The sequence below is a fragment of the Paeniglutamicibacter sp. MACA_103 genome (genome assembly GCF_045798555.1).
GTDB lineage: Bacteria > Actinomycetota > Actinomycetes > Actinomycetales > Micrococcaceae > Paeniglutamicibacter.
Genome location: NZ_JBIXLN010000010.1, coordinates 1 through 14,517, shown reverse-complemented (window position 1 = coordinate 14,517; position 14,517 = coordinate 1). Strand labels below are relative to the sequence as shown.

At 68.4% G+C, this 14,517-nt stretch carries 11 protein-coding genes; 5 read left to right on the top strand and 6 right to left on the bottom strand.

The features are described 5' to 3' along the window. Positions 1-72: 72 nt before the first annotated feature. Positions 73-342 (top strand): hypothetical protein, encoded by a 270-nt coding sequence (locus ACIPVK_RS06530; RefSeq protein WP_407611153.1) that lies wholly within the window; start codon positions 73-75, stop codon positions 340-342. Here the strand turns inward: ACIPVK_RS06530 and ACIPVK_RS06525 are convergent. From ACIPVK_RS06525 to ACIPVK_RS06510, 4 genes are all read right to left on the bottom strand, one after another. After that, positions 339-2,246 (bottom strand): glycoside hydrolase family 13 protein, encoded by a 1,908-nt coding sequence (locus tag ACIPVK_RS06525; RefSeq protein ID WP_407611152.1) that lies wholly within the window; start codon positions 2,244-2,246, stop codon positions 339-341. The genes ACIPVK_RS06530 and ACIPVK_RS06525 overlap by 4 nt on opposite strands. A gap of 5 nt (positions 2,247-2,251) precedes the next feature. Continuing rightward, on the bottom strand, positions 2,252-3,178 hold the full coding sequence (locus ACIPVK_RS06520; RefSeq protein WP_407611151.1) for a sugar ABC transporter permease: 927 nt from the start codon (positions 3,176-3,178) through the stop codon (positions 2,252-2,254). Continuing rightward, on the bottom strand, positions 3,178-4,791 hold the full coding sequence (locus ACIPVK_RS06515; RefSeq protein WP_407611150.1) for an ABC transporter permease subunit: 1,614 nt from the start codon (positions 4,789-4,791) through the stop codon (positions 3,178-3,180). The genes ACIPVK_RS06520 and ACIPVK_RS06515 overlap by 1 nt, the downstream gene beginning before the upstream one ends. Positions 4,792-4,934: 143 nt before the next feature. Continuing rightward, positions 4,935-6,254, bottom strand: coding sequence for an extracellular solute-binding protein (locus tag ACIPVK_RS06510; protein WP_407611149.1), 1,320 nt, complete (start codon positions 6,252-6,254; stop codon positions 4,935-4,937). A gap of 279 nt (positions 6,255-6,533) precedes the next feature. On the opposite strand from ACIPVK_RS06510, the gene ACIPVK_RS06505 reads away from it, so the two are divergent. Genes ACIPVK_RS06505 through ACIPVK_RS06495 form a run of 3 tightly spaced genes read left to right on the top strand, consistent with a single transcriptional unit; the run spans position 6,534 to position 11,177 of the window. Continuing rightward, positions 6,534-8,285 carry a glycoside hydrolase family 13 protein gene (locus ACIPVK_RS06505; RefSeq protein WP_407611148.1) on the top strand — a complete coding sequence of 584 codons (1,752 nt, stop codon included), beginning with the start codon at positions 6,534-6,536 and terminating at the stop codon, positions 8,283-8,285. Positions 8,286-8,338: 53 nt separating this feature from the next. Then, positions 8,339-9,370, top strand: a complete 1,032-nt coding sequence (locus ACIPVK_RS06500; protein WP_407611147.1) for a LacI family DNA-binding transcriptional regulator — start codon at positions 8,339-8,341, stop codon at positions 9,368-9,370. A gap of 52 nt (positions 9,371-9,422) precedes the next feature. After that, complete coding sequence (locus ACIPVK_RS06495) at positions 9,423-11,177, top strand: glycoside hydrolase family 13 protein (protein ID WP_407611146.1); 1,755 nt, start codon at positions 9,423-9,425, stop codon at positions 11,175-11,177. On the opposite strand, the gene ACIPVK_RS06490 is transcribed toward ACIPVK_RS06495, so the two are convergent. Continuing rightward, positions 11,174-12,238 carry a FecCD family ABC transporter permease gene (locus ACIPVK_RS06490; RefSeq protein WP_407611145.1) on the bottom strand — a complete coding sequence of 355 codons (1,065 nt, stop codon included), beginning with the start codon at positions 12,236-12,238 and terminating at the stop codon, positions 11,174-11,176. The genes ACIPVK_RS06495 and ACIPVK_RS06490 overlap by 4 nt on opposite strands. Further along, positions 12,235-13,347, bottom strand: a complete 1,113-nt coding sequence (locus ACIPVK_RS06485) for an iron chelate uptake ABC transporter family permease subunit (protein ID WP_407611144.1) — start codon at positions 13,345-13,347, stop codon at positions 12,235-12,237. The genes ACIPVK_RS06490 and ACIPVK_RS06485 overlap by 4 nt, the downstream gene beginning before the upstream one ends. Before the next feature lie 109 nt (positions 13,348-13,456). On the opposite strand from ACIPVK_RS06485, the gene ACIPVK_RS06480 reads away from it, so the two are divergent. Further along, a complete protein-coding gene (locus ACIPVK_RS06480; protein WP_407611244.1) occupies positions 13,457-14,485 on the top strand; it encodes an ABC transporter substrate-binding protein in 1,029 nt (342 codons plus the stop codon). The last annotated feature ends 32 nt before the right edge of the window (positions 14,486-14,517 follow it).

Below are 14,517 nucleotides of genomic sequence, written 5' to 3'. Positions count from 1 at the left end.
GTCCGCGTCGACACAGGACATACGAAAACGACTAGGGGCGACCGCGGCCGATCACGAAGGGAATTGATTCCGATGTTGAAATGGCTTGGGTTCAGCGCAGAACATGCGGCTGGCGAAGTACCGCTGTGGGCAGGCGTCCCGTTGCGCAGGAAGCTGTTGAGCTTGGTTCTCTGGCTGGCCGTGGCAGTGGCAGCCTATGTGTTGTTGAACCTCCGGCTACCCTCCGACGACGGGTTCGGCGGGTTCCTGCCGATCCTTGTCGCCATCTTGGTATTCGCCGCGGGGAGCGCCGTGACCGAGCGTTCTCTGGTCCGCGTCCAGGATTCGGCCCCCGCTCGCTAACCCCACGACCCACTTGCGGTGGCCAGGTGGAAGGAAGCACCGGGACCTGCCGCGCTGACCTGCAGCTCCCCCGGTTCGTTCACCACCAGCCCCGGCACGGTTCCCACCGAGGCAAGAGGGCTTCCCGGTTCGCCGACCAGCCGCATGGCTTGGCCCAACGTGGTTTCCGGGACCACTCCCCGGGCCAATACGCACAGCACTGAGCCGGTCGCATGCTCCCGGACATAAACGAGCAGGTTTTCCTCGGCGATAATCCAGCGCAACGAGCCGTCAACCAACGCCCGGTGGTTGGATCGCAGGGCCGCCAGCTCGGCGTAGAGCGGGCGCAGGTCCCTGCCCCATTTCTCCGGGGCATCCCAAGGCATGGGGGTGCGGGAATCCTCGCCGTTGTAGCCGTGCAGCCCGAATTCATCCCCGGCAAACACCAGCGGGATCCCCGGGAACGTGAATTGCGCACAGGCGGCGATTTCCTGGCCGCCGTCGATCATGTGGCTGGCGGCCCGGGCGGTGTCGTGGGTGTCCAGCGCGTTGGCGTTGGCCAGCCGGACCTCCCAGCTGAAGCCGGCAGACATTTCCCGGTGCGTCGCCACGAAGTCGGCCGTGTCGATGCGCGCCGGGCCCGGCTGCGGCAACCCGAAGAACCACTTGAACGCCTCGGGGTCCGGATCCCTGGCCAGCCATTGCCACAGCGGCCGGGTGAAATTGCTGTAGCTCACCACTCCCTGCCAGCCGTCGCCCGGCACGTCGTGCGCCGCGTCGGAGGTCGATTCGGCCAGCAGCATGGCCCCGGGCTTCACCTCCTCGAGACGCTCGCGCAGCATCCGCGCGACCTCGTGGTTCAGGTCGTCGCTCCCGCGCCGGCCTGTCATGTTCCCCACGTCGATGCGCCAGCCGTCGAGGTTGAAGGGCTCCTTGAGCCAGCGCACCGCCACGGAGTCCTCGGCCAGGATGAAGCGCTCGCGCAGCGCGGCAGAGTTCCAGTTCAGCTTGGGCAGGGTGGGCACGCCCAGCCACGCCTCGTATTCGCTGTTGTCCTCGTTGAAGTAGTAGTACTCCCCCGTGGGCGCCCCGGGATTCCGGTACGCGTCGACGAACCAGTGGTGCCCGGCCCCGGTGTGGTTGGTGGTCAGGTCGCCCACGACCCGCAGGCCGCGGGCGTGGGCGGCGGCCACCAGCGAAACCAGGGCCGCATCCCCGCCGAGCAGCGGGTCGACCACGTCGAAGGAGGAGGCGTCGTAGCGGTGGTTGGAGGCCGCGGGGAAGATCGGGGTCAGGTAGAGCACCGTCGCGCCCAGGGAGAGCACGTGCTCGAGCTTGCCTTCGATCCCGGGCAGGTCGCCGCCGTAGAACTGCCTCGACGTGTCGGCACCGCTTCCCTGCACTTCGGTGTCCCAGTCGCAGGCGACCATCCAGCCCGCCGCGGGCTTTTCGGCGCCGGAGTTCGCGAACCTGTCGGGGAACACCTGGTACATGATCGATTCCTTGACCCAATCCGGGGTCCCGCGCCCCGCATGGATCCTGAAATCCAGGGCGTCGGGCACGTCGCGGCGGTGCAGGCCCGCGGCGTTGAGCCAACGGTAGTGATCCGCACCGTCGCCGTCACGGTACTGCAGGTACCAGCGGTAGCGCTGCACCGGATTCACCATCGGCAGCGGGGCTTCGAAGAAGTGGTGGGTGCCGTCGCCCGGCGCCGCGGCCGCCCGTTCCAGGTGCGGTTCCCCGTCGCGCAGGCTGCGCAGCCACACCGCGACCGGTGCCGCGGCGCCCGCCGGGACCCGCAGCCGCACGCGCAGTTCCCGACCCACCCGCGGAGCCGGTGGCCCGGCCACGTAGGCGGTCGATCCGTCGTGGTGCGGCTGCAGGGACAGCGTCGAGTCGATGGCGTGCATCAGGGTGCCGGGCATGGGCGCTACCCCTTGACGCCGCCGGCGGTCAGGCCGGAGGTGATGTAGCGCTGCAGGAAGAGGAAGAGCGTCATCACCGGAACCGCGGCAATCACCGCGCCGGCGGCGAAGACGCCCCAGTTCTCGCTGCGCTGCTGGGCAACGTAGGAGTACAGGCCGACCGCCAGGGTCTGCGACTCCGGATCCGTGAGCACCACCGAGGCGATCACGAACTCGGAGGAGATGCCGATGAAGGTCAGCAGGCCCACGACCGCGAGGATCGGGGTGACCAGCGGCAGGATGATCTTGAAGAACACCTGCACGTGGCTGGCCCCGTCGATGCGCGCGGATTCGTCCAGCGACATCGGGACGGTGTTGAAGAAGCCGTACATCAGGTAGGTGTTCACGCCCAGGGCCCCGCCCAGGTAGACCATGATCAGCCCGAGCTGGGAGCCCAGGCCGAGGGCCGGAATGATGTCGCCGATGAAGTTCAGCAGCAGGAAGATCGCCACCACGGTCAGCAGCTGCGGGAACATCTGCAGCAGCAACAGGGTCAGCAGCCCGACCCGGCGGCCCGTGAAGCGCATCCGGGAGAACGCATAGGCAGCCAGCGCACCGAGGAACACCGTGGCCGCGGAGGTGACCAGGCCGATGACCAGGGTGTTGGCGAACCAGCGGCCGAAGGGCCGTTCCCGGTTGGCGAAGAGCGCCTCGAAGTTGCCGGTGCCGAACTCGGTGAACATCGTGCTGGCCCCGGCCATCGTGCCGGTGGGGTTCAGCGCCGCGGAGAGCACATAGAGCAGCGGGAAGACGGAGAAGGCGGTGGCGGCGATGGCGACCAGGTGGCGCCAGCCCTTGGACTTGAACCACTGCCCGAACGTGGGCTTGTTTTCCCGGGCCGGGGCGGGCAGGCGGTCGAGCGCCGTGCTCCGGGGTGCGGTGGTGGTGCTCATTAGTTCAATTCCTCCAGGGCCTTGGTCTTCTTGAAGCTCAGCGCTGACACCACGGCGACGATGATGAAGATCAGGATGGCCAGCGCGCTGGCCAGTCCGTAGTCGCGGCCGGTGCCGGTGCCGAAGGCGATCTTGTACACCATGGTGATCAATATGTCGGTGGAGCCGATGTCAAAGGTGGTGCCGTCGAAGCGCGGCCCGCCGCCGGTGAGCATGAAGATCACGTTGAAGTTGTTGAAGTTGAAGGCGAAGGAGGAGATCAGCAGCGGCGCCAGGGAGACCAACAGCAGCGGGAGCTTGATGGCAGTGAAGATCTTCCACACGCTGGCCCCGTCCATGCGGGCCGCTTCGTCGACTTCCTCGGGCAGCGACTGCAGGGCGCCGGTGCAGACCAGGAACATGTACGGGTAGCCCAGCCAGAGGTTCACCATGAGCACCGAGACCTTGGCCAGCACCGGGTCGGTGAGCCAGGGGATGTCGGCCCCGCCGAGCAGGGCGTTGTTGATGAACCCGAACTCCGGGTTCAGCAGGCCCGACCAGACCAGCCCGGAGAGGAATGCCGGGAAGGCGTAGGGAAGGATCATCAGGATCCGGTAGATCTTTTGCCCCTTCAGGTCCGCCCGGTTGAAGGTGATGGCCAGGAAGAGTCCGAGGGCGAAAGTGGTCGCCACCGAGAGGATGGCGAAGGCGAAGGTCCAGGCGATGACCTGCAGCAACGGGCCCTGGAGGTTCGGGTCGGTGAACGCGCGCTGGAAGTTGTCCAGTCCCACGTTGACCTTCCAGCCGGTGTTCAGCGCGGTGCCGTCCTCGGCCACGAAGGAACCGCGGCCGTTATCGGCGTAGGTGAGCCCGGTGGCGGTGTCGGTGAAGGTGTCGGCGTTCGCGTCGTACTTGAGCTTGGGCGTGTAGACGTAGGAGGTGGAGCCGTCGGCGGTCTTCAGCGCGCCTTCCTCGGGGTTTTCACTGATCGGCACCGTGAGCGAGGTGATTTCCTGCTGGTGCGCCAGGAGGTTCGTGAAGTCCAGGGTCGTGTAGCCTTCCACGCCGGTGGCCGCCCCCGTGGGGCCGGTGGCCGAGGGGGTGACGGTCTCCAGGGGCTTGTCGGCGGAGCCGAGCCTTGCCTCGCCCTCGGGGGTGGTGACCAGCAGGAAGTAGCTGCCGTCCTTTTCCAGCACCGAGGTGGGGAATTGCGGGGAGTCCGGAACACGCTCGGAGGCCGAGAGCTGGATGGAGGCAATCGCGTCGGCCTTGGTGGAGTTGTGCCCGTCGCCGTAGTTGGTGAAGGCGATGTAGGTGGAGAAGATCATCACGAAGACCTGGAAGACCAGCAGGAAGATGACCCCGGGTGCCAGGTACTTGGCCGGCAGTCCGCCGCGCCGCAGGTAGATCCAGTTGATGGCCAGCGTGGTGAGCAGGGAGATCCCGAAGATCAGCCATTCATTGCTGAGCGCCAGTTGGAAGAGGACGAAGGCGGCCACGGCATCGGTGATGCCCAGCAGGATGATCTTGGCGAGGATGCCGCCGAGGGAATCGGGGCCGCGGCCTGCGGAGCGTGGCAGCCTTCCGTTGCGCCGCGGCGGTGCCGTGCTGGGCTTTTCTTCGATTTCAACCATGGTCCAACATCTTTCCTTGTGCGATCGACCGCCGTCCGGCGATGTGTGTCGGGCAGCGGGGCCCTGGCCCGGTTGCGGGGAACCGGTGGTGCGCACGGGGGACGCACCACCGGTTCCCCGCTACCGTGGATCAATGCGGGCGGCTACTTGCCGCCGGCAATCTTCTTCTCGATGTTGGCCGTCATCTTGGACCAGGCCGCGGCCGGGTCGGATTCCTTGCCCTTGATCAGGTTCAGCTCGGTTCCGCCCCAGTCGGCCCAGACGGCGTCCATGGCCGGGACCGCTGGCATCGGAACGCCGTTGGCGCCGATCTCGCCGAAGGCCTTGACCACCGGGTCGCTGGCGGCCTTCTCGAAGGATGCGGTCAGTGCCGGCGGGCGTCCGCCGACCTTGAACAGCTCGTCCTGCGCGTCTTGCTGCGAGAGGTAGTTGACCACGAATTCGTTGGCCGCCAGGGCATTCTTCGACTTGGCGGAGATGAAGAACCCGTTCACGCCGATGAAAGGCTGGGCGGGTTGGTCGCCCGCGGTGGGCAGCGGATCGACGGCGAACTTGATTCCCTTGGCCTCGATGTCGGGGACGTTCCACGGGCCGGTGAGGAAGTACGGGGATTCCCCGGCCAGGAACTTCTCCTTGGCGATGTCGCCGGTGATGTTGGAGTTCAGGACCTTGGAGCCCTTGTCGCCGAGGTCCGCCAGGAGCTGGGCGAACTTCTTGCCGCCCTCGTTGTCCAGGGTCAGCTGGCTGGCGTCGTAGCTGCCGTCGGCGTTCTGGGCGAAGACCGGGGCCCCGAGGGAGGTCTGCAGCGGGTAGAGGTGGTACGGGTCGGCCTGCTTGGGATCGAGTCCGAGCAGGAACGGGAACTTCGCGTCGCCCGCGGCAACGGCCTTCTTGCCCTCGGCGAGGACCTCGTCCAGCGTCGTCTTGGCCTCGGGCGCGAGCTTCGTGTTGCGGATCAGCGCGACGTTCTCGATGGAGTAGGGAACGCCGTAGGTCTGCCCGTCGTAGGTCATGGCCTTGATGGAGCTTTCGGCGAAGGTCCCGGCCTTGTCGCCAAGCTGCACCGGGGCCACCACGCCGTTCTGCACCAGCTTGCCCAACCAGTCGTGCGGGCCGACCATGATGTCCGGGCCCTTCCCGGTGGGCGCCTGGGTGATGAAGTCGTCGCGGACGGCGGCGAAGTCCTTGACGACCAGCTTGACGTCGATGCCCTTTTCGGCCTTGAACTTGGCGGCGATGTCCTTCAGCGCCGGCGAGCGCTCGGCATCGACCCACAGGGTCAGGCTGGTTCCGGTGGCCGGTACGCTGGCCGCGGCGCTGGTGGCGGCCGCACTGCTCGAGGGTGCGGAAGCCGGTGCACCGCCGCCGCAGGCGGTCAGTGCCAGCGCCGAGAGGGCGCCGACCGCACCCAGGGTGAAGGTGCGGCGCGTGAGACGTGCACCGGGTGTGTTGTTTCCCGTCATGATGGTTCCTCTTTCGAGTGTTGTGCGCCCGGTGATGCGATCGGCGCTGGTGTCGTGAGATTTAGTGTAAACGCTTCCACTGCTGTCGTCCAGATCACAATGAAGAAGTTTTTACCGGCCACTCGACCGTGATGCCGATACGATCAAGTAATCGCCTAACCGTGTGCGCAAACCCGGGGCACAGCGACCCTCCCCCGCGCCCCGCCCGGAACTGCGTGCCAAAACTGAAATCATGGAAACGCTTCCACTTTTGACGGTTTCGTCGATATGATTGAGCGCATGTCACAGACCGACGAGCGCCCAGCGACCCCACAGACCCACGCGGAGACCCGATTTGGGGACGCGGCCCATGCGCCTTCGAGCGGCACCGAGTGGTGGCGCCGCTCGGTCATCTACCAGATCTATCCGCGCTCCTTCCGGGACACCACGGGCAACGGCATCGGCGACCTGCCCGGCATCACCGCAGAGCTGCACCACATTGCCTCCCTCGGCGTCGACGCCGTCTGGCTCTCCCCGTTCTTTGCCTCCCCGCAAAAGGATGCCGGCTACGACGTCTCCGACTACCGCGCCGTTGACCCGCTTTTCGGTTCGCTGGCGGACTTCGATGATCTGGTCGCCGAGGCCAACCGCCTCAACGTCAAGATCCTGGTGGACCTCGTCCCCAACCACTGCTCCAACGAACACGCGCTGTTCCGCGAAGCCCTGGCCTCCCCTCCGGGGTCGGCGGCCCGGGACATGTTCGTCTTCCGCGACGGGCGGGGAGAGGACGGCCAGTTGCCTCCCAACAACTGGCAGTCCCACTTCGGCGGCTCGGCCTGGACCCGCATCTCCGAGCCGGACGGCAGCCCCGGACAGTACTACCTGCACCTCTTCGACGCCTCCCAGCCGGACTTCAACTGGGACAACCCCGCGGTCGGCGACGAGTTCGAATCGATCCTGCGGTTCTGGCTTGACCGCGGCGCCGGAGGGTTCCGCGTGGACGTGGCCCACGCCCTCGTCAAGGCCGCCGGGCTGCCCGACTGGCACGGCCGGGCCGACGGCGCAGATTCCCCCGGCTACCCCTTTGCCGATGCGCCGATGTTCGGCCAACCCGCCGTGCACGATGTCTACCGCCGCTGGCGGGCCATCTGCGAGGAGTACGACGGCGAGCGCGTGTTGTGTGCCGAGGCCAACGTGCACCCCATCGAGGCCATGGCCGACTGGGTGCGCCCGGACGAGATGCACCAGTCCTTCAACTTCCCGTTCCTGCACACCTCTTGGGACGCCGCCGCGCTGAAGGCCATCATCACCCGCTCGCTGAAGGCCTTCGACGCCGTGGGAGCGCCCAGCACCTGGGTGCTGTCCAACCACGACGTGCCCCGCCACGCCACCCGGCTGGGCGCCGCCGCCCCGGCGCTGCGCCCCGGAGACGGGCTGGGCCCCGAGGACGTGCAGCCGGATCCGGTGCTCGGGCTCGCCCGGGCCCGTGCCGCCACGCTGTTCATGCTGGGACTGCCGGGCGGCGCCTACCTCTACCAGGGCGAGGAGCTGGGGCTGGGCGACCACACCCTGCTCCCCCACGAATACCGCCAGGACCCCGCCTACGCGCGCACCAACGGCGAGCGCCTGGGCCGCGACGGTTGCCGGGTCCCGCTGCCCTGGAACGACTCGACCCCGTCCCTGGGCTTCGGCGACGCCCCCGGCTGGCTGCCGCAGCCCGAGGGCTGGGAAGCGGCCACCCGGCAGGCCCAAGAGGCCGACCCCGGCTCCACGCTGCACTTCTACCGCCGGGCGCTTGCCCTGCGCCTGGGGCACAACTTGGGACTGGGCAACCTAAACTGGATTGACGGGACGGACGGCCCAGGGCTGCTGGGCTTCGAAAATTCGGGGGTGCTGGTCCTGCTGAACCTGGGCCCGGACCCCGTGCGGCTGCCGGCCGGCGAGCTCTTGCTGGCCAGCTCCGCCGCGGCGCTTGCCGGATCCCCGGACGGCGGGCCCGGCTTGGCGCTGAACCCGGATGCGGCCGTGTGGCTGCGCCGGGACAACGCCTAGGCCGGCCGGCCCGCAGACAGCACAACCGCCCGAGGACAAGGAAGCCGCACATCATGGCAAGCATCAAGGACGTCGCCCTGCGCGCCGGGGTCTCCGTCGCCACGGTGTCCCGCGCCCTGTCCGGAAACGGGAAGGTCTCCGCGGCCTCCCGCGAGGCGGTCGCCAGGGCGGCCAAGGAGCTGGGCTACGTCCTGTCCTACAACGCCTCTTCCCTGGCCTCGGGGCGCAGCCGCAACATCGGCGTCGTGATGCCCACGGTCTCGCGCTGGTACTACGCCAACGTGCTGCAGGGCGCCACGCAGGAACTCAACGAGCGCGGCTATGACCTGACGCTGTACAACACCAGCGGCGAGCAGCGGCACCGCGACGCGGTTTTCCATGACCTGTTGATGCGCCAGCGGCTCGACGCGGTCATCACCGTCACCCTGAAGCTCACCGCGCCCGAGCTGCACCAGCTGCGTTCGGTGGGCAAGCCGCTGGTCGCCCTGGGCGGGCTGTTGCCGGAGGTGAGGACCATCCGGGTCGACGACTTCAACATCGCCTCGCTGGCCACCGAGCACCTCGTCTCCCTGGGCCACACCGACATCGCCTTCCTGGGCGGCGCCGACGTGTTCAACGTGGACTTCAAGCTGCCCGGCGCGCGCCTGGACGGTTTCGAGTACGCGCTGGACCAGGCTGACATCGCGGTGAACCCGCAGTGGCTGCTGGATGCCGACTTCACCACGGCCGGGGCCTACCAAAAGGTCCGCAGCCTGCTCTCCAACCCTCGCGGCCGGCCCACCGCGTTGCTCTGCGCCTCCGACGAGATGGCCTTCGGCGCCCTCATGGCCGCCCGCGACCTGGGCCTGTCGTTGCCCGGGGACTTCTCTGTCATCGGCATCGACGGGCACGAACTCGGCGAGCTCTTCGGGCTGACCACCATTGCCCAGCACCCCGCCGCCCAGGGCGAGGCAGCGGTGTCCCGCATCATGGAGCTGCTCGGCGAGGACGGCGCGGACGGGCCGGCCGGAACGCCGCCGGCCGACGAGTTCTTCCCCACCGAGTTCGTGCTGCGCACCTCCACCGCGCCTCCGGCTGCCAGGTAACCCACGTCCCGCCCCTGAAGCATTGCACCGCCCAGTAGATAGGCTTGAACCCATGTCGCTACCCATGGACGCGCCCAACGCGTCGGATGCCCAAGAAGTTGATGCCCGGCCCTACATCCTGCAGCCGGTGCTGCACGAGCCCCCGGCCGGCGAGGCGTGGTGGCGCCGCGCGGTGATCTACCAGATCTACCCGCGCTCCTTCAAGGACTCCACCGGGTCCGGCATGGGAGACCTGGCCGGCATCACCGCCGAGCTGCCGAAGATCGCGACCCTGGGCGTGGACGCCATCTGGCTCTCCCCCTTCTTCCCCTCCCCGCAAAAGGACGCCGGCTACGACGTCTCCGACTACCGGGGCGTGGATCCGCTCTTCGGCACCATGGAGGACGCCAAGACGCTGATCCGTACCGCCAAGTCCTTCGGCATCCGCATCATCATCGACATCGTCCCCAACCACTGTTCCAACGAACACGCGCTGTTCCAGGCCGCGCTGGCCGCCGCACCGGGCTCGGCCGAACGCGCGATGTTCCACTTTGCGGACGGGCTTGGCGAGGGCGGGAACATTCCGCCGAACAACTGGTTCTCGCTCTTCGGCGGCTCCGGCTGGACCCGCGTGCCGAACCCCGACGGCACACCCGGCCAGTACTACTTCCACCTTTTCGACGCCACCCAGCCCGACTTCAACTGGCGCAACCCGGCGGTGCAGGAAGAGTTCGAAAAAACGCTGCGCTTCTGGCTCGATGCCGGCGCCGGGGGCTTTCGGATCGACGTTGCCCACGCCATGTTCAAGAAGGACGGGATGCCGGATTGGGGCGGGGCCCCGGACGGCACCCCGCGCGAAGGCTTCCCCTTCGCGGACGCACCCATGTTCGGGCAGCCCGAACTGCACCAGGTCTTCGCCCGCTGGCGGGAGATCTGCGATCAGTACCCGGGCGAGCCGGTGCTCTGCTCGGAGGCCAACGTGCGCCCGCTGACGCGCCTGGCCGACTGGGTGGCCCCGGGCCAGATGCACCAGTCCTTCAACTTCGACTACCTGCGCACCCTGTGGGACCGCGACGCGCTGGCCACCGTCATCGCTGACTCGCTGGCCGCCTTCGATACCGTCGGCGCGCCCACCACCTGGGTGCTGTCCAACCACGACGTCTCGCGCCACGCCACCCGCTTCGGGCTCGATCACGTGGCCCTGGATCTGGGCGACGGAATCGGCCCGCGGGACCCGCAGCCGGACACCGTGCTGGGCCTGGCCCGGGCGCGCGCCGCCACCTTGTTCATGCTGGGCTTGCCCGGGGGCGCCTACCTCTACCAGGGCGAGGAGCTGGGTCTGGGCGACCACACCACGCTGGCCGACGAGTATCGCCAGGACCCGGGGTTCCTACGCACCAACGGGGCCAAGACCGGGCGTGACGGCTGCCGTGTGCCGCTCCCCTGGGTGCACGACGCCCCCGCCTACGGGTTTTCCCCCACCGGGGACACCTGGCTTCCGCAGCCCGGCGACTGGGCGGCGTTCTCCCGCGACGTGCAGGAGGAGGACCCTGCCTCCACGCTGAACCTCTACCGCAAGGCCCTTGCCCTGCGCAGCGAACTGGGCCTCGGACTGGGCTCGCTGGCCTTCTACGCCAACCCTCAGCTGCCCGAGGTCCTGGCCATCCGCAACGGGGACACCGTCAACGTGCTGAACCTTTCCGGCGCCCCGGTGCCGCTGCCGCAGGGAGAGCCGTTGCTCTTCTCCGCCGCGGACGGGCCGGCGCTGGCCGCGAAGGGGCTGCTGGGCGCCAACGCGGCGGCCTGGCTGCGCTCCGCCGACGCTTAGCTCCGCTTGGCGGCACGTCCCTCGCGGGCCAGCAGCCAGATCAGGTAGATCCCGCCGATGCTCACCGTCACCACGCCCACCGGCAGCTGCACCGGCGCGAACACGCGCTGGGCCACCAGGTCGCTGGCCACCAGCAACAGCGCGCCCATGCAGGCGGCCGGGAGCAGACGCATGCCCGCCGCCCGGTTCAGCCGCTTGGCCAGCTGCGGCGCCACCAGGGCCACGAAGGCGATGGGCCCGGCGATCGCGGTGGTGGCGGCGGTCAGCAACACCGCCAGCACGATCATCGCCAGGCGGGTGGGCTCGACGTGCACGCCCAGCGCGGTCGCGGTGTCGTCCCCCATTTCCAGCATGTTCAGCTTCGGGCCGCCGGCCACGGTGAGCACCAGGATCGGGACGATGGCGACCAGCGCCGGAACGAGCACCGGCCAGCCGACCCCGTTTAGCGTGCCGGCTCCCCACACCGCGGCGGCCATGGCCACCTCGATCTCCGCGCGCAGCACCAGCCACTGGTTCAGGGCCGCGAGCATCGCTGAAATCCCGATGCCCACCAGGATCAGCCGGAAGCCGTGCGAGCCGCGCCGCCAGGCCAGGAAGTACACGGCGACCGCGGTCAACAGGCCGCCGGCCAGCGCGCCGAGCGAGGTCGCCAGGAAGCTGCCTCCGACCAGGGTCAGGGCCAGCAGCGCCCCGGTGTAGGCGCCGGTGGAAAAGCCGATGATGTCCGGGGATCCCAGCGGGTTGCGGGTCAGCGACTGGAACACCGCGCCCGCGACGCCCAGCGCGGCGCCGAAGGCCAGGGCGGCGACGGCGCGCGGGGCACGCCACTGGAACACGATGGTGTTCTCCAGCCCCTGGCCGCCGCCAAGGATCACCTCCAGCACCTTTCCGGGCCCCATGGGGTAGTCGCCGCTGCCGACCACCAGCAGCGCGAACAGCACGGCCAGGGCCGAGAGCAGCAGGCAGAGCGCGGCCTCGCGGCCCAGTCGCCGGGCCCTGCCGGGAACCTTCACGAAACCGTTCCCTGGCTTGGTTGTCCGGGCCCGGGTCTCGGCGCTCATACCGCCACCGGCTTCCTGCGGCGGGCCAGCATGATCAGCACCGGGGCGCCCACGAACGCGCAGACCACCCCGGCCTCGAGTTCACCGGGGATGACGACCCGGCCCAGCACGTCGGCGACAAGCAGGATGATCGGGGCGAGCACCGCGGTGTAGGCCAGCATCCAGCGGGCGTCGGGACCGGAGAAGCGGCGGGCCAGGTGCGGTGCCATCAGGCCCAGGAAGCTGATCGCCCCCACCGCGGCGGTTGCCGCGCCGGCCAGCACCGTGACGGCGAGCAGGATCAGCACGCGGGCCCGTCCCACCTTGTAGCCCAGGGCCAGGGCCGTGTCGTCCCCCAGCGCCAGCGCGTTCAGCGAGCGGCCGGTGAAGGACGCCAGGACGAAGCCAGCCAGCACGGCGATTCCCAGCGGGGCCAGGACCTCGGTGGAGCGCCCCTCCAGCGAGCCGATGGTCCAGGCGCGCAGCTGGTCGAAGGCCGCGGGGTGCACCAGGGCCAGGGCGGTGCCGATCCCGGAAAGCACCGCGCCGAGTGCCACCCCGGCCAGCACCAGGCGGACCGGATCGTTGGAGCGTGCCCCGGCCATCCCGACCAGGTACACCGCGCCGGTGGCCAGCACCGCACCGCCAAAGGCAAACCAGACGTATCCGCTGAACCCGTCCACCCCGAAGGTGCCCACGGCGATGACGATGGCCAGCGAGGCGCCGGCGTTCACGCCGAGGATGCCCGGCTCGGCCAGCGCGTTGCGAGTCATGGATTGGACCAGTGCCCCGGCAATGCCCAGGGCGCTTCCGGCCAGGACGCCCAGGACCGCCCGCGGGAGCCGCGAGTCACGGATGATGGCGTGGTCCGCAGAGTCGTTCGGGGCCAGCAGCGCATCCAGGACCACCGAGAGCTCAATGTGCTTGGATCCCACCGCCAGGGATAAAAGCGCCAGCAGTGCAAGCAACATTCCGAAACAGACCAAAAGTGCCATGCGGCGGGCAAGTGCGCCCGGAATCTTCGTGGGCAACAACGTTCCCGAGGCAGACGGCAAGCCCAGGCGATCGTCGTTTACGCCGCTGGCTTGGCCGTTTTCGGGGTTCACCGCAGCGGGGGTGGGACTGGCCACGAATCGTCTCCTTAGCTTCGAACCGTTCAACACTACCGCGTCGCCGTCTCCCTCGAACAACGCCGCTTAGGCACGGGCAACATCAATACGATACATTTGCGTGGTGAAATTGATTCCTTCGAGCCGCAGGCCCCGCTTCGGCGCCGCCAAGGCAGCAGCCGCACTATTCCTGATCGCCTTGACCGCGGGCTGCGCAGCCGGCGGTGCAACCGACACCGCGCCGGGCAATTCCGACGTCGCGGTAGGCGGCGAGCGATTCTCCACCGCGGACGAGGCGACCGCCAAGTTCGGTGCCAACGTGGCACCGGGGGTCTTCCCGCGCACCCTGAACCACGCCAACGGCGAGACCGAGATCGCCAAGAAGCCCGAGCGCGTCGTGGTGCTGGACACCGGCGAACTCGATGCAGTGCTCTCCTTGGGCATCACCCCGGTCGGCATCCCTTCCACCGAGGGCGCCAACTCGATCCCCAGCTACCTGGCCGACGCGGTCAAGGACGCCAAGACCGTGGGCACCATCCAGGAACTGAACCTCGAGGCCGTCGCGGCGCTGAAGCCGGATTTGATCATCGGCTCGCAGCTGCGCGCCGACAAGCTCTACCCGCAGCTGTCACAGATCGCCCCGACCGTCTTCTCCATCCGCCCGGGCTACCCGTGGAAGGAAAACTTCCGCCTCGCCGCTGCGGCCCTTGGCGAGGAGACCAAGGCCGTCGAGGTGCTCAACGCCTACCAGGACAAGGCCACGGCGCTGGGCAAGGACGTTGAGGGCGATCCGAAGATCTCACTGTTGCGCTTCATGCCCGAAAAGGTCCGCCTCTACGGCAACGCCTCGCTGATCGGCGTGATCCTTGACGACGCGGGCCTCTCCCGCCCGGAGAACCAGGACATTGACGACCTGGCAAAGGAGATCTCCGCGGAGAACCTCGCAGAGGCCGATTCGGACTGGATCTTCTACACCTCGTACGGAACCCCCGAGGCCACCGGCGAAAAGGCCGCGCTCGAGGGCCCGATCTGGGACAAGCTCGAGGCCGTCAAGGCCGGCAACGTGCAGCGCGTGAACGACGACGTCTGGTTCCTGGGCCTTGGCCCGACAGGCGCCTCACTGGTTCTCGAGGACCTGCGCGGCTACCTGGTCAAGTAACCCGACCAACCTTTTGATTTGTGTGGGGGCCC